Origin of the sequence: Haladaptatus sp. DYF46, assembly GCF_021083305.1 — an archaeon.
Taxonomy (GTDB): Archaea; Halobacteriota; Halobacteria; order Halobacteriales; family Haladaptataceae; genus Haladaptatus.
This window is the reverse complement of record NZ_JAJFAY010000002.1, coordinates 698,914-718,250: the sequence shown is the minus strand read 5'-3', so window position 1 is coordinate 718,250 and position 19,337 is coordinate 698,914. Positions and strand designations below refer to the sequence as shown.

Here is a 19,337-nt window from a genome sequence, read left to right as displayed (position 1 = left end):
ATGAGTTCCAATTCGAACATTCGAGAAGAGCGTCCGCTTCGTGAACGAATCGCGGACAACCCACAACCCGCTACGCTTTGGATCGCCGGATTCCTGCTGCTCGTCGCGGTAGAGTTCGGTGCCCTGTCCGGCACGATAATGGCGCTTCCGTGGGCATCGCTGATGGACAAACTGCCGTTCCTCAAACCCGTCGCCGCACCGTTCGCCACGCTCGGCGACGCGCTGGCGAACTTGCCGACGCTCCTGACGAGGGAGATATTCGACAACAGCGGGTGGCAGTCACCACAAGGTGGCTGGAAAGGGACGTTCCTCGGACTCTCCCCGGCTATCGTGTGGACGATTCGTACCGTCCTCATCTACGCCTACTCCCTCGCCTTCCTGTACTGGATATGGCGCGGCTACCTCACCTTCCGGCAACACTATCGGTACGCCGACTGGACCCCGCGTGACGACATGGTGAACCGGTTCCGTCGCCACTCGTGGGGACTGTTCGGGTTCGTCGTCATCTTCATGTTCATCGTGATGGCAATCTTCGCCCCTGCAATGGGGACGACGACCATCGAGCGGAACATCAATAATCCGTACTCCTACAGCGTCCACTACCTCGACAAGGAAACCAACCAAGTCGAAGAAGTAACCATCGGTGAGGCGAACTTGGGTTCGGCGTCGGAAGGGTCGAGTAACGTCGGCCCGATGACCTACGACGACTACGGTCGATGGCACCCGTTCGGGACGTTACAGAACGGGAAGGACCTGTACACCTTCATGGTACACGGCGCTCGCGTCTCGCTGTTCATCGGCGTCACCGCCATTCTGGTGAGCGGTATCATCGCGACGGCGTTCGCGCTACTGACGGCCTACTACAAAGGGATCGTCGACCTCGGCGTCGTCATCGTCGGTGACTCGATCATGTCGATTCCGCGCCTCCTGCTCCTCATCATGCTCTCGGCCGTCTTTAAGGACACGTGGATTGCGGGAGTGTACAACGGTGGACTCTTACTCGCGTTGCTGTTCGCCGGGACGGGGTGGCCATTCCTCTGGCGTGCGGTGCGCGGTCCGGCGTTCCAAGTCTCGGAACAGGAGTGGATCGACGCGGCGAAGAGTTTCGGGCAGAGCCCGGTCACGACCATGAAAAAGCACATGGCACCGTACATCCTCGGCTATCTGCTCGTCTACTCCTCGATGACCCTCGGCGGCATCATCATCGCGGTTGCGGGACTGTCGTTCCTCGGCATCGGCATCAACGCACCGACACCCGAGTGGGGTCGTGCAGTGGCCATGGGTCAGGGGTTCGTGGCGACTTCCTCGTGGCACATCTCGCTCATTCCGGGTATCCTCATCGTGTTCGTCGTCACCGCCTTCAACGCACTCGGTGACGGCATCCGTGACGCCGTCGACCCACAGAGCGAATCCGGCGACGACACCGGTGCTGAAGTCGCCGCAGCGGGAGGTGGCGCATAATGGCATCGCGCCAGCGCGTCTCCTCGATGGCCGACACGGAGCCGATTCTCAGCGTCGAGAACCTCCAGACGGCCTTCTTCACCGACAAGGAAGTCATCCGGGCCTGTGACGGCGTCTCGTTCGACATCAAGCCCGGGGAGACGGTCGGTATCGTCGGCGAATCCGGGTCCGGAAAGAGCGTCACCGCGCGCTCCATCATGGGCCTCGTCGACTCGCCGGGCCGCATCCTCGACGGAAGCATCCGGTTCAAGGGCGACGAGTTGACGACGAAGACCGAAAAGGAGTACCGACAGATTCGCGGCGGCGACATCGCGATGGTGTTTCAGGACCCGCTCACGAGTCTGAATCCCGTGTACTCCGTCGGAAATCAGATCAAGGAGTCGCTCCGCCTCCACCAAGGACTGACGGGAACGGAGGCGACCAAGGAAGCCATCAACCTGCTCGAAGCGGTCGGTATCCCGGACGCGGGGCGGCGCGTTCGTGAGTACCCCCACGAGTTCTCGGGCGGGATGCGCCAGCGAGCGGTCATCGCCATGGCGCTCGCCTGTGACCCCGAACTCCTCATCTGTGACGAACCGACGACTGCGCTCGACGTGACGATACAGGCCCAAATCCTCGAACTCCTCGACGAATTGCAGGAGGAACGCGACCTCGGGATCATGTTCATCACGCACGACATGGGTGTCATCGCCGAAATCGCGGACCGTGTGAACGTGATGTACGCAGGCGAAATCATCGAGAGCGCGCCCGTCGTGGAACTGTTCGAAAACCCACGACATCCCTACACGCGTGGTCTCCTTCGAAGCATTCCGGGGAACAGCCCGGACTCGGACCGACTCGTCACCATCGAGGGCGACGTTCCGACGCCGAACGAACCGGCGACCTACTGTCGGTTCGCCCCTCGGTGTTCCGAGGCGTTCGACTCGTGCGACAAGGTCCATCCGGTCCCCGTCGAAGTCAACGGCGACGTGGACGACCACACGGCGGCGTGCTTGCTGTACCCCGAAGACGTATCGCAATCCGAAGCCATCGACGTGCATCGAAATACCGCAAGCGAAACTGAGGAGGAACTATGAGCGAAGTCCAACAGAGTAAATCCACTTCCGTCTCCGAAGGCGAGACGCTCGTCGAGATAAACGACCTGAAGACCTACTACGGCGACGGCGGTCTCATCGATTCGACCCCCGTCAAGGCCGTCGACGGCGTTTCGCTCGAAATCAGCCGCGGCGAGACGCTCGGTCTGGTCGGCGAATCCGGCTGTGGGAAATCGACGCTCGGCCGGACGCTCATCCAGTTGGAGGAGGCGACCTCCGGCGAGGTGGTGTTCGACGGTACCGACATCACGGAACTGTCGGGCAAGGACCTCAAGAACTGGCGGCGCAACAGTCAGATGGTCTTTCAGGACCCCGAGTCCAGCCTCAACGACCGGATGACGGTCGGCGAAATCATCCGCGAACCGCTGGACGTTCACGACTGGAAGACGCCGCGGGAGCGCCGTCAACACGTCCGTGAACTCCTCGACGTGGTCGGGTTGCAGCCCGAACACTACTACCGCTATCCGCACCAGTTCTCCGGCGGGCAGCGCCAGCGTATCGGCATCGCCCGCGCGCTCGCGCTCGAACCCGAGTTCATCGTGCTGGACGAACCGGTTTCGGCACTGGACGTGTCCGTGCAGGCCCAGATTCTCAACCTGCTCGAAGACTTGCAGGACGAGTTCGGCCTGACCTACCTGTTCATCGCCCACGACCTCTCCGTGGTTCGGCACATCTGTGACCGCGTGGCGGTGATGTATCTCGGTCACATCATGGAACTCGGACCGGCGGAAGAACTGTTCGAGAACCCGAAGAACCCCTACACGATTTCGCTCCTCTCGGCGATTCCGGACCCCGACCCGACGAGTCGCGGCGAACGCGTCACGCTTCGGGGGACGCCCCCGAGTCCCCGAGACCCGCCGAAGGGATGTCCGTTCAGCACGCGATGCCCGATGAAGATTCGGCCCGAGGAGTTCCAAAACGTGGACGACGAACTCTGGCTCAACATCGAAATCTTCCGCGAAGTCGTCCGCGCACGGTCACGCGCGGACCGGTCGGTGACGGATCAGGTGAAGGAACTCCTCGGTATGGAGACGCGGTTTTCCGACATCGGGGAGATTCAACAGGAACTGTTCGCCGACGTGAAAATCCCGCGGAACGTCCAACAGCACATCGACGAGGCATCGGGCTACATCGAGAACAACGACGAACAGCAGGCTCGCGAGTACCTGCGCGGCGTGTTCGGAAGCGTCTGTGATTCGGACTCGCCCGGCGACAACGTGGTGAGCGACTCCGGTCGCTTCAGCCACTGTCACCGCCACCTCGACGACTACGAGGAGCCTGACGAGTTCACGCCGTACACGATGCGGTAATGGACGCGCTGGATCGGTCTCCGCGACGGGGACGACAGGTGCTCGACGCACTCGTCTACGCCATCGCAGTGACCGGTGTGGCGTTCGTCGTCGGGTTCGTCGTGAGTTTCCCGCTCGGCGGCGGCCTGCTCGGCATCAAATACTTCCTGTTCTTGGTCGGCTTCGTGCTGTTCGGATACGGCGCGTTTCAGTTGCGCCCGTCCCGCGCGTGGAACGTGGACAAATCCGGCGACGAAATCGAAATCAAGCGCACCGAGACGACCGGTGAAGTCATCGGCTCGCGCGAGGAGACGCGGTTTCAGTCCGCCGTGCAGCGACTGCCGCCGCTTTCGCGCTATTCGATTCCTCCTGAGGAGCGGTTTTCGACCGGCGCGAAACTGTTCCTCGCCAGCATCGCCATCCTCCTCACGTCGTTCCTCATGGAAGCCGCGTTCGGCGTTGGTGTGTAACAACAGTTTTTACCGCTTCGGAACCTGACATCGCGGTATGCCAGAAACCGGCGACGATGAAGGCAACTATGCCGACCGAATCGCGGCGAACGCGGACGCGGAGAAGGACGCGTGGGGGATGACGCTCGAAGACATGAACATGATGGCTGACGACCTCGAATCCGAGGGCTGGGACGTCGTCAAAGTTCCCGCCAGCCACACCGCACCGGAGGGTCCCGAGGCGGGCGATACCGACCGATTCGGTCTCGTCTACGTCATCCCGGACAACTACGCCGACGACTTCCGCGAAGCGGTCGAGGAGGGGACGTTCCCGCAGTATCAGGTCTTCCGCAAGGAGATGGAGTCGCGCGTGTTCATGCTCACGCAGTTCCTCGACCCCGACACCCGAACCGCGATTCTCATCGCGGGGACGTACGAGATGATGCACGCCCCGCCGCTCGTGAAAACGGCGGTGAGAGAGGAGGAGATGTTCAGCCACGTCCAGACCTTGGACGGCACGGTTCACGGAACGTTCCGCCACGACGACCACACCAAGTTCTTCCCCGACCCCGAGAAGTACCAGAACTACGTCGTCGAAGCGAACGTCGGCGACGACGAGTAGTTCCCCCGCGTCTCCCCGCACCTTGCCGCGTCCGCTCCGATTTCCCCGCCGTTCGCTCGTTTTTCCACCCCCCGCGGTTCGTAGGGTACAAGAAGGGTGAAACCGTATCCCGCGGATATGAACGTTGCCGAAGCGATGACACCCCGGTCAGACGTCGTTACTGTCGAGCTTCCGGGCACGCGCGACGACGTGCTCGAATACTTGCAGGAACGCTCGTTTTCCTCCGTGCCGGTCGTCAAACAGACCGACGACGGCGAGCAGTACCGCGGTCTCATCTCGCGTGATGACCTCATCGAACACCCCGACGAGGACCAACTCGCCATGCTCATGCGGGACGTGGCGACGACGACGCAGGACACCTCCATCGAGGACGCCGCCGCCCTGATGTTGGACGAACGAATCCGCCGCGTCCCGGTCGTCGACGGTGAACTCGAAGGAATCGTCACGGTGACGGACGTGGTTCGCGCCATCGCCGAGGGGGAAGCCGACGGCGACACGAAGGTCGGCGAACTCGCGAGCCCCGACGTGAACACGTGTTACGCCGAGACGCCGCTGACCGTCGCCGAACGCGAAATCTACTACGCGAACGTCCCCTACGCCGTCACGCTCGGCGACGACGGCGAGATGACGGGTATCCTCACCGAAGTCGATATCATCGAAGTCGCGGAGGTCGTCGAAGGCGAGGACGACACCGGGGGCAGTATCGCGAACGAGGACGACGCGTGGATGTGGGAGGGAATCAAATCGGTCGGAAACAGCTACATTCCCACGCGGAACGTCCAGATTCCGTCCGCCCCCGTCAGCGAGTTCATGACCGAAAACGTGGTGACGGTCTCGAAGAACAAGACCGCGCGCGAGGTCGCACAGATGATGCTGACGAACGACATCGAACAGGTACCCCTCGTCAGCGGCGACCTGCTCGTCGGCATCGTGCGCGACGTGAACCTGCTGGAGGCGCTCGAATGACCGATTTGGTCGAACTCGCCAAACGACGCGGGTTTTTCTTCCAGTCCTCGGAAGCCTACGGCGGCGTGTCTGGCTTCTACGTTTACGGTCCACAGGGTGCCGCGCTGAAGCGGAACATCGAGGACTCGTGGCGCGACCGGTTTCAGATACAGGAGGGCCACCGGGAAATCGAAGCGCCGACGGTGATGCCCGAACCCGTCTTCGAGGCGTCGGGCCACCTCGATGGCTTCGACGACATGCTGGTCGAATGCCCCGAGTGCGGCGAGAGCCACCGCGCCGACCACCTCATCGAGGACAACACGGACATCGAGGACGCCGAAGCGCTTCCGTTGGACGAAGTTGGCGACCTCATCGCCGACAACGACCTTCGCTGTCCGAACTGTGACACCCCGCTCGCGGGCGAACCGGTCGAGGATTTCAACCTCATGTTCTCGACGGACATCGGTCCCGGTTCGGGCCACCCCGGCTACCTGCGTCCGGAGACGGCACAGGGTATCTTCGTGGAGTTCCCGCGACTCAAGGAGTACGCCCGCAACCAACTCCCGTTCGGCATCACGCAAATCGGCCCAGCCTACCGGAACGAAATCAGTCCGCGGCGGTCCATCATCCGCGTCCGCGAGTTCACGCAGGCCGAACTCGAACAGTTCATCGACCCCGAGACGGACGAACCGCCGCTCCATCTGGTCGAGGACGTCGAGGTGACGCTGTACTCCGCCCCCGCGCAGCACGACGCGGACGGCGAGTACCTCCACACCACCATCGGCGAGGCAGTGGACGAGGGCATCATCGGCAGCGACTGGGTCGCCTACTACCTCGGCGTCGGTCAGGAGTGGTACGAACGAATCGGCGTGGACATGGACCGCTTCCGCTTCCGCCAACACCTCTCGGGCGAACGCGCCCACTACGCGAGCGACTGTTGGGACGCCGAAGCCGAAATCGACGGCGACTGGATAGAGATCTCGGGCTACTCCTACCGGAGCGACTACGACCTGTCGAACCACGGCGAACACTCCGACGAGGACTTCACGGTCTTCCGGCAGTACGACGAACCGAAAGTGGTCGAACGAGCGGTGGTCGAACCCGACATGAGTTATCTCGGTCCCGAGTTCGGCGGCGCGGCCGCCGACATCGCCGAGGCGCTCCAGACCCTCGCGGAACGCGACCGAACCGCGTTCGACGGCGACGATGTGACGGTCGAAGCCGACGGTGAATCGTACACCGTCCCCGTGGAAAAGACCGGTTTCAGCGTCGAGGAGGTAAAGGAGTCGGGCGAACACATCACGCCGCACGTCGTCGAACCGTCCATCGGCGTCGGTCGGGTGCTCTACACCGTGTTGGACCACGCCTACGAGACGGACGAAGTCGAGGGCGAGACGCGGACGCGGTTGTCGCTCGATTCCGAAATCGCGCCGACGACCGTCGGCGTCTTCCCGCTCATGGACAAGGACGGTATGGGCGAGAAAGCTCACGAAATCGCGACCGAACTCCGAACGAACGGCCTCGACGTGACCTACGACGAGTCGGGCAACATCGGCCGTCGGTACCGACGACAGGACGAAGTCGGCACGCCGTTCTGCGTCACCGTCGATTACGAAGGCGTGGAGGACGACACGGTGACGCTCCGCGAACGCGATTCGACCGAGCAGGTTCGCGTCGATATCGCCGACCTGCCGGACCTGCTGTCGTCGCTCAAGGACGGCGACATCTCGTTCGAAGACCTCGCGAGTACGCCGCTCCGGAACCGGTAGCCGTGTCGGGTGAAGTCAAGCGCAGACTGGTACACGTCAGCGGGACCGGACTTCCGGCGCTGTACCTGTTGGGTCTGTTGAAGTGGGAGCAGTTGCGCTGGCTTCTCCTCCTCGGTTCCGCGGTCGCGCTCGTCCTCGAAATCATCCGCCTGCTCGTCGGCTTGGACTGGCAGATTTACGACGAACTCACGCGGAGTTACGAACAGGATAACCTCGCGGGCTACGCCCTCTACTTCTTCGGCATGACCGCGACGGCGTGGGTGTTCGAACCGCGAATCGCCATCCCAGCGATGCTCATGCTGACCATCGCCGACCCTATCAGCGGCCTCATCGGGTCGGGCGAACTCGGCGTCAAGGCGGTTCACACCCTGTTGGTGACGTTCGCCGTCTGTGTCCTCATCGCGTCCGTTCTGGGACTTCCGCTGCCCGCCGCGATTCTCGGCGCGGTCGCCGCGACGCTCGCGGACGGCGTGAAACCCGTCATCGCGGGCTACGTCATCGACGACAACCTCACGATTCCCATCGGTGCCGCCGTGGCGATTTTCGTCGCGTTGCGGTATCTGCCTGCGGTGGTCTAGCGACGGTCGATAGCCCGACCATCACACCCACTCGAAGTCCGCTACTGTGTTGACTCGGAGTTCGAAATATCATTCGGAAAGAAAATACGCGGCAAACGCGGCACCGAGGACGATCCCAGATATTTGCCAAAGAACAACGTTGTTGGACTGGAGAGCGAAGCCGACGAGTGAGCCGAGGAGGAACCCGAACGAAGCAACGGCAATAGTAACTCCATCTCTAAAATCTAAGATCATATTGGACAACACAATGACGGATAATATGAAAATCAGCATTTGAATTATTGATGTTATGGGTGTGGTTATCACGAATATCCTCGGTCGCGCTCCACTTTCACTCCGCCACACGAATCCTTTAACCGAATGACGACCAAACTCACGACGAATGGCGACCACGGACGCTGCAACGAACTACGTGGAACATCCCTATCTCTCGCCCTCGTTCATCGAGCGGCGACTCTATCAGATTCAACTCGCCGGAACCGCGCGGAACGACCACACGCTCGTCTGTCTCCCGACCGGACTGGGAAAGACGACTGTTAGCCTGCTCGTCACGGCCGAACGGTTCGACGACGTGGGCGGGAAATCGCTCCTCCTCGCGCCGACGAAACCGCTGGTGAACCAGCACGCCGACTTCTACCGGGAAGCGCTCTCGATTCCGGACGAGGAGATCGTCGTGTTCACCGGCGAGGTTCGACCCGCCGAGCGCTCGGAGCTTTGGAAATCGTCGAAAGTCATCATCGCCACGCCGCAGGTCGTGGAAAACGACATCGTGGGCGGGCGCATCGACCTCGGGCCGGTGACGCACGTCACCTTCGACGAGTGTCACCGCGCGACCGGTGATTACGCGTATAACTACATCGCGGAACGCTATCACGCGGACGCGAACGACCCGCTCGTCACGGGGATGAGCGCGTCGCCGGGGGGAGACAAGGAGTCGATTTTGGAGGTCTGTGAGAACTTGGGGATGCACGAAGTCGAGGTGATGACCGAGGAAGACAGCGACGTTTCGACGTACACCCACGACACCGAAGTCGAGTGGGTTCGCGTGCAACTGCCCGACGAAATCGTCGAGATTCGGGACGCGTTGAACGAGGTCATCTCGGACCGATTGGAGCGCCTGAAGAGCCTCGGCGTCATCAACACGACGCGCCCGGACGTCTCGCAGAAGGACCTGAACAAGGTGCGCGGGCAGTTACAGAAACTCATCGACAACGACCAGTCGGAGGGGTACAAGGGGATGTCCGCACACGCGGAGGTGATGAAACTCCGCCGGGCGGTCGAACTCGCGGAAACCCAGAGCGTCGAATCCCTCCGCCGGTACTTCGAGCGCCAGCGTAACTCGGCCCGCTCGTCCGGCGCGTCGAAGGCGAGCCAACGCATGGTTTCGGAACCGAAGGTGCAGGAGGCGATGCGGAAGGCGGTGCAGTACGAGGGTCGGCATCCGAAGTTCCGGAAGGTCAGGACCTACGTCGCTGAAACGTTGGGCCTAAACGGCGGCGAGCGCATCATCGTCTTCACCGAATCGCGCGACACGGCCGAGACGTTGACGGACTTCTTCAACGACGAACTCGGGAACCAGTTGACCGCCCGGCGGTTCGTCGGGCAGGGCGACAAGGACGGCAGCGACGGGATGACTCAGAAGGAACAGCAGGAAACCCTCGACAACTTTCGGGCGGGCGAGTTCGAGGTACTCGTCTCCACCTCCGTCGCCGAGGAGGGATTGGACGTCCCGGAAGTCGATTTGGTACTCTTCTACGAACCCGTCCCGACGGCGGTGCGGTCGATTCAGCGCAAGGGCCGAACCGGGCGACAGGCACAGGGCCAAGTCGTCGTCCTCCTCGCCGAGGATACCCGCGACGAGGCGTACTTCTGGATTTCCAAGCGCCGCGAGGACGAGATGGAAGAGGAGCTACGAAAACTCAAGGGCGTCGCCAAGGAAGTCGAGGAGGAACTCGACGATTCACAGCAGACGCTCGGGTCGTTCGGCGATGCGGACGGCGGGACGAAACGCGAGGTGAGCCACGGATTACAGGAGTTCGACACGGAAGCGGCGGACGACGCGGGCGATACCGAGGACGAGGATACGGATGACGGCACGGCAGAATCGGACGGCGTCGTGGCGACGGCGCGCAAGCGCGAGAACTCCGACGCCGTCGAAATCGTCGCCGACCAGCGCGAACTCGACGCCAACATCGCCCGCGACCTCTCCGCTCGGGAGGGCGTCGATGTCCGACTCGAAACGCTCGCGGTCGGTGACTACGTTTTGAGCGACCGAGTCGCAGTCGAGCGGAAATCGGTGAGCGACTTCCTCGATACGCTCGTCGGGAGCGACCGTTCGATGTTCGAGCAAGTGGGCGATATCAACCGTCACTACGCCCGTCCGGTCGTCATCATCGAAGGCGACGGCCTCTACGAGGAGCGAAACATCCATCCGAACGCGATTCGGGGCGCGATTTCGTCCCTCGCGGTCGATTTCGGCGCGAGCGTCCTCCGAACCGAGGACGAGAAGGACACGACCGACCTGCTCGAAGTCATCGCCACCCGCGAACAGGAGGTCTCCGAACGGGAAATCTCGGTCCACGGCGACAAACACGCGAAGACGCTTTCCGAACAGCAGGAGTACGTCGTCGCCTCCATCGCGGACATCGGGCCGGTCACCGCTCGGGCGTTGCTCTCCGAATTCGGAACGGTTCAGGCGGTCATGACCGCATCGAAAGACGACCTTATGGAGACCGAAGGGGTCGGCGAGATAACCGCCGACAGAATCCGTGAGATCATCGGAAGCGAGTACGACTCGTAAGGAGTGCTTACCGGGACACGGGGGTGCTGTATGGTATCCAATCACACACGATCAGTCATCGCGGCCTATATTGTGCCGTTTGAAGATCGTATGACGCCGATGACGGTGCATAAACGGGGTGAACGGTCGACCCACGTTAAATCCTCTCCTGCTGTTTACCCGGATGAGAGTAAACTATGTTACCCCGCCTCACGAGGCAGGATGACGAGGAACAGTGGGAAGTCGAGTACCGGTACGGAAAGCCGCAGCACGAGACCGAGCCATCGACCAGCGAACTGGAACTGTACGGCGAACCACAACACGACGTGACGCAGAGGGCGTTCCCGTCGGACTTTAACCCGGACTTCGCCTTCGCACTGCATTGGTTCGACCTATCGGGGAAGCGAGACGCCGACGTGAAACCCCGATCGGTCACGGAACGATAGTCACCGGGACCGCTTCGGCGCGGACGATCGTCTGTGCGGCGCTCCCGAGAATCGCCCGTTCTATCGTCCCCGACCCGCGATGACTCATGATGACGTGGTCGTAGTCGTTTTCTTCCACGAGTTCGAGGATGTTTTCCCCGACTCGCTCCGCCGGTCGAAACTCCAGTTGCATGTCGGTCGATAGCTCCGGGTTCGACTCGATATCTGCCGATTCGAGCACCTCACGGGCACGTTCGAGTATCTCGTCAGTCGCCGGCGTCGCTTCGTCGGAAAAATGTACGACGTGCAGCGTCGCGTCGAAGTTCCGGGCGAACTCCGCCGCGAACGTGAGTGCCCGGAAACTGCCCTCGGTGCCGTCGATAGGGACCAGTACGTCCATGGGATGACTGTCGAGCGGTTTCGGCTTAACGGTTCGCTCGGTCCAGCGCGGCGAGCGCCTCCGCCGCCTCCCGCGTCGCGGCCAGCAGTTCGCGCGAGTGACCGACGTCGTTCGTCTCCTCGGCTTCCTGTGCGAGCGTGGTCAGTTTCCGAACCAACGACTCGCGCGCGACCGAAAGGTCGCCAGTTCGTCCACCCTGTCCTCCCTCTTTCATCGCCCGCGTCTCCGGTTGCTGTGCCCGCTCACTCCGATTCGCATCCTCCGTCTGACTCGGCGGTGTACGCCGGGATTGACGCGGCACGCTCTGCGGTGGGTTCGGCCGCTGTACACGCGCGGGTTCCCCCGTCTGCCTCGACCTTGCCTCTCCCGACCTTGCCCGTGCCGCCCCTGCCGTTTCCGCTCGTGCGTCCGTTCCGGATTCATCGCCCGACTCGACCGGAATTTCGGTCGCCTCGGCGGCGGCCTCGGTTTCGGTGCCAGTGGCCGCTTCGTTCCCCGACTGCTCCGTCGGTGATGCGTCGGCTTCCGCCGCTTCCGCGTTCGTTCCAGCTCCTTGGCAGGTCGGGCAGAACTCGTTTCCGTTCATTCGGAATATCGGGTCGCCACAGGTGTCACAGTGTTTGCCCGTCATCGTCGCGCCTTGCAACAGCAGTTCGCTCATCCGCTGCGTCGATTTTCGCTCCTCCTTTTCGTTTTCGTACTGCTGGCGGAGTTTCTCCCGCTCCGCTTCCTTATCGAAATCGCTCATGAACGGACAGAGACTGTCCAGACTCTTGCCCCTTTCCCTCACCCGAGATTTATATACCAAACCGAGACCAGAACCATCGTGACGAAGCTCCCGTTCAGCGAACTCGAAACCGCCGCGTACTGTCCCCGGAAACTCTACTACCTTCGAGGGGACGAACTCGAAATCCCGGCTATCGTGGCCGAACGGCGACAACTCGCGTTCGAATACGACCGCCTCCTCGATGCGTCCGATGCCGAACTCGCGGACCTCCCGTTGGAAGTCCCGCCCGCACAGTTTCGGGCGAACCTGAAACGCGCCACCGAGTTCGACGCGTGGGACCGTCTCCGCTCGCCCGAGACACGCGCGAAACTGGTCGAGGGGAAGGACTGCCGCGGAATCGTCCACAAGGTCCTCGGCGGCGACTCCCCGATACCGTCGATGGTGTTCACCGGAACCCCACCCGAGACGGGCGTTTGGGAACCCCAAAGCGTGCGAGCGGTCGCCGCCGCGAAGGCGCTCTCGTGGGAACACGAGCGGGCGGTCGAACACGCCTTTGTGGAGTATCCTGCCCACGGCATCGTTCGCAGACTTCGCCTTTCGACCCGCCGAAAGGCGACGTATCGCCGCGTCCTCCGAACCGCCCGCGCGCTCGACGGCCCGCCGCCGCGGTTGCACAATCGTTCGAAATGCGACGCCTGCGAGTATCGCGCGGAGTGCGGGGTCAAAACCCGGACGCTGCGGTCACTCCTCGGCGGCTAGCCACGTCTCGATTTCGTCCGCGTTCTCCCCCCGACGGACGATTTCGCCCCGCTCCACGTTCACGACGGTGCTTCCGGTGCCTCCGGTTTCGCCGCCATCGAGGACGACCGCCGCGGCGTCACGAATCTCCGCGTCGAGCTCTTCGATGCGGGTCGCACTCGCCCGCCCGCTCACGTTGGCGCTCGTGCTGGTGATGGGAGACACCCGTTCGAGGAGTTCCAACGCGAGCGACTGGTCCGGAACCCGAACGCCCACGCGTGAGCGTCCGCCGGTGAGGACGTCGGGGACGACGTCGCGCTTCTCACAGAGGACGGTGACGGGTCCGGGCAAAAATGCCTCCATGAACGCCAGCTCGCGTTCCATCGGACGAGCGTAGCGTTTCGCGCTTTCGACGTCGGGAACCGCGAGCGACACCGGTTTGTCGCGCGCCCTGTGTTTCGCCTCGAACGCGCGCTCTATCGCCGTCGAATCCAGCGCGTCGGCACCGAGACCGTACACCGTCTCGGTCGGATACACGACGAGTTTGCCCTCACGAATCGCCGTCGCCGCTCGGTCGAGTTCTGTTTCGGTCGCGTCGGTTCCGTCGCTCGTATCGGCCATACCGTGAGTTGTGGCCCACACGAAAAAAGCGTCGCGTCCTCTCCTCGCCTCAGCCCCGTAGAGCCTGCTCGACTTCGTCGTAGTCCGGGAAGTCGGGCCACTCGGCCGCGACCCACGCGTATTCGACCGTCCGGTCTTCGTCCAGCAGGAACATCGCCGGTCGCGGTTCGCTGATGCCTTCCATCCCGTCCAAATCGTTCTCGATGCCGTACGCCTCGGCGACGTCGTTCGCGGGGTCGCTGAACAGGGGGTACTCCATGCCGCGCTCCTGAATGAGGGTCTTGTGTTCGTACGGCGTCGAAATCGATAGGCCGACTATCCGCACGTCGTATGCGTCGTCCCACGCGCGGTCACGCAGTTCGTTCCACACGTACGTCGCGGGGAACGCGCCGTCCATGCTGTAGAAGACGAGCAGCGTCTTCCCGTCGTCCGTGATGTCGGACAGGGAGACGTTCTCCCAGAGTTCGGCATCCACGAGCGGGCGCGTGAAGTCCGGTGCCGTCTCGCCGACGCTCGGGTGGTCCGCCGGGCCGAGTTCCACGACGTCGAAATCCACCATTATTCCGCCCCTCCGTAGGTGTTCTCGACGTACTCGACGATGTTCGCGCTCTCGCTCATCGTCACGCCCGTGTTCTCGTCCACGATGGCCGGGACGGTTCGCTTGCCGCTGATACGCTTGACGACGTTTCGGTCCGAGTGCATCGGTTCGATGAACCGCGACTGGTAGGGAATGTCGTACTCCTGTAGTTTTCGAACCACGCGTTCGCAGTACGGACACGCCTGCAGTCGATACAGCGTGATGGCCGGATCTGTCGTCTCGGTACTCATGTTCGGTGTTTAGGGTGAAACTCCTGTAAGGGCTTCGCTCTCGGCAGTTTCACCCAAAATCCCGAACAGCAAAAGAATAAAGAGTTAATCCTGTTGATGGTCAAGGTGGGTTATCGAATGGCACTCTCCCCGACACTCGTCGCTCTTTCACAGACTGCGCCACTGAATAGTCTGTTTGGCATCCGCCCGACCGGGCAAATGGTCCTCTGGGGTGGTATCGTTTGCATTCTCTTCCTCCTCTTGCTCTCGGCGTTCTTTTCGTCCTCCGAGATCGCGATGTTCTCGCTCGCGAAACACCGCGTGGAGGCGCTCGTCGATGAGGGTGTGGACGGCGCGAAGACCGTCGACTCGCTCAAAAGCGACCCGCACCGTCTGCTCGTGACGATTCTCGTCGGCAACAACATCGTCAACATCGCGATGTCGTCCATCGCGACGGCGCTCGTGGGGATCTATCTCGACAATCCCAGCCTCGCCGTCCTCGTCTCGACGTTCGGCATCACCTCGCTCGTCCTGCTGTTCGGCGAGAGCGCGCCGAAATCGTACGCCGTCGAGAACACGGAGTCGTGGGCGCTCAAAATCGCGAAACCGCTCAAATACTCCGAATACCTCCTGCTCCCGTTGGTCGTCACGTTCGACTACTTGACGCGAGCGGTCAACCGCGTCACCGGCGGACGCTCGGCCATCGAGACCTCGTACGTCACTCGCGACGAGATTCAGGACATGATTCAGACCGGCGAGCGCGAGGGCGTCATCGAGGAGGACGAACGCGAGATGCTCCAGCGCATCTTCCGGTTCAACAACACCATCGCCAAGGAGGTCATGACGCCGCGTCTCGACATGACCGCCGTCCCGCAGGAGTCGAGCATCGACGAGGCAATCGAAACCCTCGTCCAGTCGGGCCACGAGCGCGTTCCCGTCTACGAGGGGAGTCTGGACAACGTCATCGGCATCGTCACGGTGCGTGACCTCGTGCGCGAGAAGAACTACGGCGAGACGACGCCGGACGGGTTGAAACTGAGCAACCTGATTCAGCCGACGCTTCACGTCCCCGAGAGCAAGAACGTGGACGAACTGCTGACCGAAATGCGGGAAAATCGGATGCAGATGGTCATCGTCATCGACGAGTTCGGGACGACTGAGGGTCTGGTCACGATGGAGGACATGGTCGAGGAGATCGTCGGTGAAATCCTGGACGGGGAGGAAGAAGAGCCCATAGAGCGCATCGACGAGGACACCGTCATCGTTCGCGGCGAGGTCAACATCGACGAGGTAAACGAGGCCATGGACATCGAACTCCCCGAGGGTGAGGAGTTCGAAACCATCGCCGGGTTCATCTTCAACCGTGCGGGCAGACTGGTGGAAGAGGGTGAGGATATCGACTACGAAGGGGTTCGACTCCACGTCGAACAGGTCGAAAACACTCGCATCATGAAAGCCAGACTCACCCGGTTGGACGAGGAGACGGAACCGAACGCGGTGGAAAAGAGCGTCGAATCCGGCGTGGAATAGCGGTCGCTCGCCGGGTTTCGTTTCGTATAAAAATGACCTCGTACGGGTGGATGCTGGGTCGAATTATTCGACCGTCGCGACTTCCTCTTCGACCGTCTCTTCTTCTTCCGCGTGGTCGAACTGTCCTTCACCGAGCGCGATGAGGAACGTGCCGATGAGGTCGAGCGGCAACGTGAAGAACGTCACCAATCCGAGCACGCCCGCGGTCATACTTCCGTACCAGTTGGACCTCAGAACGCCGACGCGGAGTCGCGGGGTATGGCAGCGGCTCGTTCTCGAAAACGTGGCTGTCCGCGAATGGACGAAATAAAATCAGTTTAGAACGAAACGTTCGTCTCCATCCCGTCGGTGGCGTCGTCCAACCCGTCCTGTTGGATATCACTTGTCATTCTATCGGATATCTCTCGGTCCTGTAGGATGTTCTCGAACTCGTTGATGTACTGCTGGTTTACGGTCCGTGCTTCGGCCTTCGCCTCGATGACGCGCCGGTAACGCCGAACGGTCGTCTCCTCCACACCGAGTTCCGTGGCGCAGTCGGCGGTCGCTACACCGTCATTGACGAGCGTCCGAAGCGCTTCGATTTCGAACGGCGCTTCGGTGTCCGACAGCCGAAAGAGGTGGAGGTCGATTCGGGCACGGCCGACGGTTTCTTCGAGGGATTCGTCCCCGAGTTCGCGGGCGATTTCGGCGTCCTCGTCCCCGGCGTAGAACCGACGAACCACCGTCGTCAACTCCTCGTCGGTGAGCGTCGTGTCGAACTCGTAGCGCTCGCGCATCTCCGCCACCACGGCGAGCAGCTGCTCGTCGGCTTTTTCCTCCGTACCGAGCGATCCGTGCGTCTCCTCCTGTTTTTCCGTGACAGTCTCCTCGTCCGTCAAATCGAGGAACATGTCACGGAGTTCCTCGGTCTTCTTATCCATAGCGCGTAGCTCATGCTCGGTACCTATAAAAACCTGTTGGGCAGGGCGTGAAGTTTCGTTCCGTCGGCTGAAACAAGCAGCGCCGTCAACCGAAGTTCTCATAGCGGTTGACGAGCGAACCTGTTTCATGTCCACTGAAACCGGGTCGGTCGAACTGGTCGGCGAGCAAACCGTCGGGAACATCGCACGAACCGCATTGTTCGCCGCCATCGTCGGCGCGTTCGCACAGGTTTCGTTCCCGAATCCCCTCGCTCCGGCGATTCCCGTCACGCTTCAAGTCCTCGGCGTCTTCCTCGCGGGTATCTTCCTCGGACCGCTCTGGGGGTCCGCGTCGCTCGTCCTCTACCTCGTCGCGGGTGCCGTCGGCGCACCGGTCTTCGTCGGTGGTTCCGCCGGGCTGATCAACGTCGTCGGTGACCTGACGAGCGGGTACCTCCTCTCGTACCCCTTCGCCGCGTTCGTCGTCGGGGCAATCGTCCACGACGGACTGACGCTCCGCGACCCGAAACGGACCGGCGTTTTCCGCCTCGTCGGCGGGATGGTCGTCGGAACGGCCATCATCTACGCCTTCGGGACCGTCGGATTCTCCTACTTCGGCAACTACGCGCTCGCCGAGGCGTTCACCCTCTCGGCGGTGGCGTTCGTCCCCTTCGAGGCGCTCAAAATCGCCGCCGCGGTCGGCATCGTCCGGAGTGACCGCATCAAAGCGGAATGATAACGACGCGAAACCTCGTCCACCGGTTCGGCGACGCGGTGGCGCTCGACGACGTATCGCTCACGATTTCGGACGGGGAGTTCGTCGTGATTTCCGGTCCGAACGGGAGCGGGAAGACGACGCTCGTCCGACATTTCAACGGACTCCTCACGCCCGACGAAGGGACCGTGTCGGTCGACGAAACACCGGTCGAAGACGACCTCGTGGCCGCACGAACCCGCGTCGGAATGGTGTTTCAACATCCGCGGGACACCTTCGTTGCCGCGACGGTCGGCGCGGACGTGGCGTTCGGCCCGGAGAACCTCGGGCTCCCCCGCGACGAAATCGACCGCCGTGTGGAGACGGCCCTGTCCGCGGTCGGAATGGCGAACCGCCGCGACGCCCGCATTGACACGCTCTCCGGCGGGGAGTGCCAGCGCGTCGCCATCGCGGGCGCGCTGGCGATGGAACCCGACCATCTCGTGCTGGACGAACCGTTCACCGGACTGGACGGCCCGGCCCGGGAGTCGGTGGTGTCCCACCTCGAAACGCTCTCGGGGGACGGTACCGGAATCATCGTCGTGACCCACGACCTGCGGGACGTCTGGTCGATCGCCGACCGGACGGTCGCGCTTCGCGACGGCGAAATCGCGGTCGATGGGCCACCCGCGGAGACGGCATCCGAACTCACACGCCTCGGTATCGAGACGCCATGACGCTTGCATATCGCTCGCAGGGGGCGTTCGTCGAACGACTCGACCCCCGCGTCAAACTCCTGTTTCAGGCCGTTTTCGCGGCCGTCGCGCTCGACAAGACGACTCCCGTCGGACTCGCCGTGTTGACGTTGGTCGTCGCGGGGGTTCTCGTCGGGGCGGCCACGTCGCCGCTCTGGGTGCTCCGCGAGTTCAAGTATCTGTTTCCGTTCCTCGTCGGCGGTCCCGCCTTCGCCGCGCTCACGCTCGGCCCGCCGTGGGTGGTTCCGGGGGACGCCCTTGCACCCACGTTGGCGAGTTACCGGGTCCTCCTCGTCCTCTGTGTCAGCGCGGCCTACGTTCGCACGACGCCGGTTCGAGAGTCGCGCGCGGCGATTCAGTGGCTCGTCCCCGGGCGAGTCGGCCAGTTTCTGGGCATGGGCGTCGCCTTCGTTTTTCGATTCCTCCCCGTCTTCCAGGCCGATTTGCGCGCGATTCGGGACGCCATGGCCGCCCGTCTCGGCGACGAGCGTCCGCTCACCGACCGGATGGAACTGGTCGGCGCGGCGGGACTGTCGCGGGCGTTCGATCGCGCCGACACGTTCTCGCTCGCGCTTCGCGCCCGCTGTTTCGCGTGGAATCCGACCCTCCCTCGTCTTGCGGTTTCGAGCGCGGACATTCCCGCCGTGATTTTGACCGTCGTTCTCCTCGGTTGGACGCTCGTGTAAACTACAAACTCATTTTTCATTCTCGCACGACAGCGACGGGGAGGTGGGTGGCAAGATTTAAGCAAGTAG

23 protein-coding genes are annotated in these 19,337 nt (G+C 62.4%); 15 read left to right on the top strand and 8 right to left on the bottom strand.

Annotated elements, in window-relative coordinates; translation table 11 throughout:
- The 8 genes from LJF34_RS14940 to LJF34_RS14905 all read left to right on the top strand — a co-directional run bounded on the left by LJF34_RS14940 (position 1) and on the right by LJF34_RS14905 (position 8,207).
- Positions 1-1,461, top strand: coding sequence for an ABC transporter permease (locus tag LJF34_RS14940; RefSeq protein ID WP_231185977.1), 1,461 nt, complete (start codon positions 1-3; stop codon positions 1,459-1,461).
- Positions 1,461-2,537: an ABC transporter ATP-binding protein gene (locus tag LJF34_RS14935; protein WP_231185975.1), complete on the top strand. Its 1,077-nt coding sequence runs from the start codon at positions 1,461-1,463 to the stop codon at positions 2,535-2,537. Before LJF34_RS14940 ends, LJF34_RS14935 begins: the two co-directional genes overlap by 1 nt.
- The gene (locus LJF34_RS14930; protein ID WP_231185973.1) at positions 2,534-3,865 is read left to right on the top strand and encodes an ABC transporter ATP-binding protein; all 1,332 of its coding nucleotides are present in this window, start codon (positions 2,534-2,536) and stop codon (positions 3,863-3,865) included. Before LJF34_RS14935 ends, LJF34_RS14930 begins: the two co-directional genes overlap by 4 nt.
- On the top strand, positions 3,865-4,314 hold the full coding sequence (locus LJF34_RS14925) for a hypothetical protein (protein WP_231185971.1): 450 nt from the start codon (positions 3,865-3,867) through the stop codon (positions 4,312-4,314). The genes LJF34_RS14930 and LJF34_RS14925 overlap by 1 nt, the downstream gene beginning before the upstream one ends.
- 37 nt (positions 4,315-4,351) lie before the next feature.
- Complete coding sequence (locus LJF34_RS14920) at positions 4,352-4,915, top strand: hypothetical protein (protein WP_231185969.1); 564 nt, start codon at positions 4,352-4,354, stop codon at positions 4,913-4,915.
- A 117-nt stretch (positions 4,916-5,032) separates the two neighbouring features.
- Positions 5,033-5,881, top strand: coding sequence for a CBS domain-containing protein (locus LJF34_RS14915; RefSeq protein ID WP_231185967.1), 849 nt, complete (start codon positions 5,033-5,035; stop codon positions 5,879-5,881).
- Positions 5,878-7,629 carry a glycine--tRNA ligase gene (gene glyS, locus LJF34_RS14910; RefSeq protein WP_231185965.1) on the top strand — a complete coding sequence of 584 codons (1,752 nt, stop codon included), beginning with the start codon at positions 5,878-5,880 and terminating at the stop codon, positions 7,627-7,629. Before LJF34_RS14915 ends, glyS begins: the two co-directional genes overlap by 4 nt.
- Before the next feature lie 2 nt (positions 7,630-7,631).
- A complete protein-coding gene (locus LJF34_RS14905; protein WP_231185963.1) occupies positions 7,632-8,207 on the top strand; it encodes a dolichol kinase in 576 nt (191 codons plus the stop codon).
- A gap of 69 nt (positions 8,208-8,276) precedes the next feature.
- On the opposite strand, the gene LJF34_RS14900 is transcribed toward LJF34_RS14905, so the two are convergent.
- Positions 8,277-8,513 carry a hypothetical protein gene (locus tag LJF34_RS14900; protein WP_231185961.1) on the bottom strand — a complete coding sequence of 79 codons (237 nt, stop codon included), beginning with the start codon at positions 8,511-8,513 and terminating at the stop codon, positions 8,277-8,279.
- A gap of 76 nt (positions 8,514-8,589) precedes the next feature.
- Here LJF34_RS14900 and LJF34_RS14895 point away from each other — a divergent pair, with 76 nt between their 5' ends.
- Both LJF34_RS14895 and LJF34_RS14890 read left to right on the top strand, forming a co-directional pair.
- On the top strand, positions 8,590-11,007 hold the full coding sequence (locus tag LJF34_RS14895) for a DEAD/DEAH box helicase (RefSeq protein ID WP_231185959.1): 2,418 nt from the start codon (positions 8,590-8,592) through the stop codon (positions 11,005-11,007).
- 176 nt (positions 11,008-11,183) lie between these two features.
- Complete coding sequence (locus tag LJF34_RS14890) at positions 11,184-11,432, top strand: hypothetical protein (protein ID WP_231185957.1); 249 nt, start codon at positions 11,184-11,186, stop codon at positions 11,430-11,432.
- Here LJF34_RS14890 and LJF34_RS14885 read toward each other — a convergent pair.
- Both LJF34_RS14885 and LJF34_RS14880 read right to left on the bottom strand, forming a co-directional pair.
- Positions 11,419-11,811, bottom strand: a complete 393-nt coding sequence (locus tag LJF34_RS14885; protein WP_231185955.1) for a universal stress protein — start codon at positions 11,809-11,811, stop codon at positions 11,419-11,421. The genes LJF34_RS14890 and LJF34_RS14885 overlap by 14 nt on opposite strands.
- A 25-nt stretch (positions 11,812-11,836) precedes the next feature.
- Complete coding sequence (locus tag LJF34_RS14880; protein ID WP_231185953.1) at positions 11,837-12,559, bottom strand: Sjogren's syndrome/scleroderma autoantigen 1 family protein; 723 nt, start codon at positions 12,557-12,559, stop codon at positions 11,837-11,839.
- 78 nt (positions 12,560-12,637) lie between these two features.
- Here LJF34_RS14880 and LJF34_RS14875 point away from each other — a divergent pair, with 78 nt between their 5' ends.
- On the top strand, positions 12,638-13,297 hold the full coding sequence (locus LJF34_RS14875) for a hypothetical protein (protein ID WP_231185951.1): 660 nt from the start codon (positions 12,638-12,640) through the stop codon (positions 13,295-13,297).
- Here the strand turns inward: LJF34_RS14875 and LJF34_RS14870 are convergent.
- From LJF34_RS14870 to LJF34_RS14860, 3 genes are read right to left on the bottom strand one after another with little or no spacing between them, the layout of a single operon-like run.
- Positions 13,280-13,897 carry an L-threonylcarbamoyladenylate synthase gene (locus LJF34_RS14870; RefSeq protein WP_231185949.1) on the bottom strand — a complete coding sequence of 206 codons (618 nt, stop codon included), beginning with the start codon at positions 13,895-13,897 and terminating at the stop codon, positions 13,280-13,282. The two genes, LJF34_RS14875 and LJF34_RS14870, sit on opposite strands and share 18 nt — an antisense overlap.
- Before the next feature lie 49 nt (positions 13,898-13,946).
- Positions 13,947-14,456, bottom strand: a complete 510-nt coding sequence (locus LJF34_RS14865; protein WP_231185947.1) for a redoxin domain-containing protein — start codon at positions 14,454-14,456, stop codon at positions 13,947-13,949.
- Positions 14,456-14,725 carry a glutathione S-transferase N-terminal domain-containing protein gene (locus LJF34_RS14860; RefSeq protein ID WP_231185945.1) on the bottom strand — a complete coding sequence of 90 codons (270 nt, stop codon included), beginning with the start codon at positions 14,723-14,725 and terminating at the stop codon, positions 14,456-14,458. The genes LJF34_RS14865 and LJF34_RS14860 overlap by 1 nt, the downstream gene beginning before the upstream one ends.
- Before the next feature lie 198 nt (positions 14,726-14,923).
- Between LJF34_RS14860 and LJF34_RS14855 the strand changes: the two genes are divergently transcribed.
- Positions 14,924-16,234: a hemolysin family protein gene (locus LJF34_RS14855; RefSeq protein ID WP_231186329.1), complete on the top strand. Its 1,311-nt coding sequence runs from the start codon at positions 14,924-14,926 to the stop codon at positions 16,232-16,234.
- A gap of 63 nt (positions 16,235-16,297) precedes the next feature.
- On the opposite strand, the gene LJF34_RS14850 is transcribed toward LJF34_RS14855, so the two are convergent.
- Positions 16,298-16,444 carry a hypothetical protein gene (locus LJF34_RS14850; protein WP_231185943.1) on the bottom strand — a complete coding sequence of 49 codons (147 nt, stop codon included), beginning with the start codon at positions 16,442-16,444 and terminating at the stop codon, positions 16,298-16,300.
- Between the two features lie 107 nt (positions 16,445-16,551).
- Positions 16,552-17,154, bottom strand: a complete 603-nt coding sequence (locus tag LJF34_RS14845; RefSeq protein ID WP_231185941.1) for a conditioned medium-induced protein 4 — start codon at positions 17,152-17,154, stop codon at positions 16,552-16,554.
- 127 nt (positions 17,155-17,281) lie between these two features.
- On the opposite strand from LJF34_RS14845, the gene LJF34_RS14840 reads away from it, so the two are divergent.
- From LJF34_RS14840 to LJF34_RS14830, 3 genes are read left to right on the top strand one after another with little or no spacing between them, the layout of a single operon-like run.
- Positions 17,282-17,869 (top strand): biotin transporter BioY, encoded by a 588-nt coding sequence (locus LJF34_RS14840; protein WP_231185939.1) that lies wholly within the window; start codon positions 17,282-17,284, stop codon positions 17,867-17,869.
- Entirely contained in the window at positions 17,866-18,564 is a 699-nt protein-coding gene (locus LJF34_RS14835; RefSeq protein WP_231185937.1) for an ABC transporter ATP-binding protein, read from the top strand. The genes LJF34_RS14840 and LJF34_RS14835 overlap by 4 nt, the downstream gene beginning before the upstream one ends.
- A complete protein-coding gene (locus tag LJF34_RS14830; protein WP_231185936.1) occupies positions 18,561-19,268 on the top strand; it encodes an energy-coupling factor transporter transmembrane component T in 708 nt (235 codons plus the stop codon). Before LJF34_RS14835 ends, LJF34_RS14830 begins: the two co-directional genes overlap by 4 nt.
- The last annotated feature ends 69 nt before the right edge of the window (positions 19,269-19,337 follow it).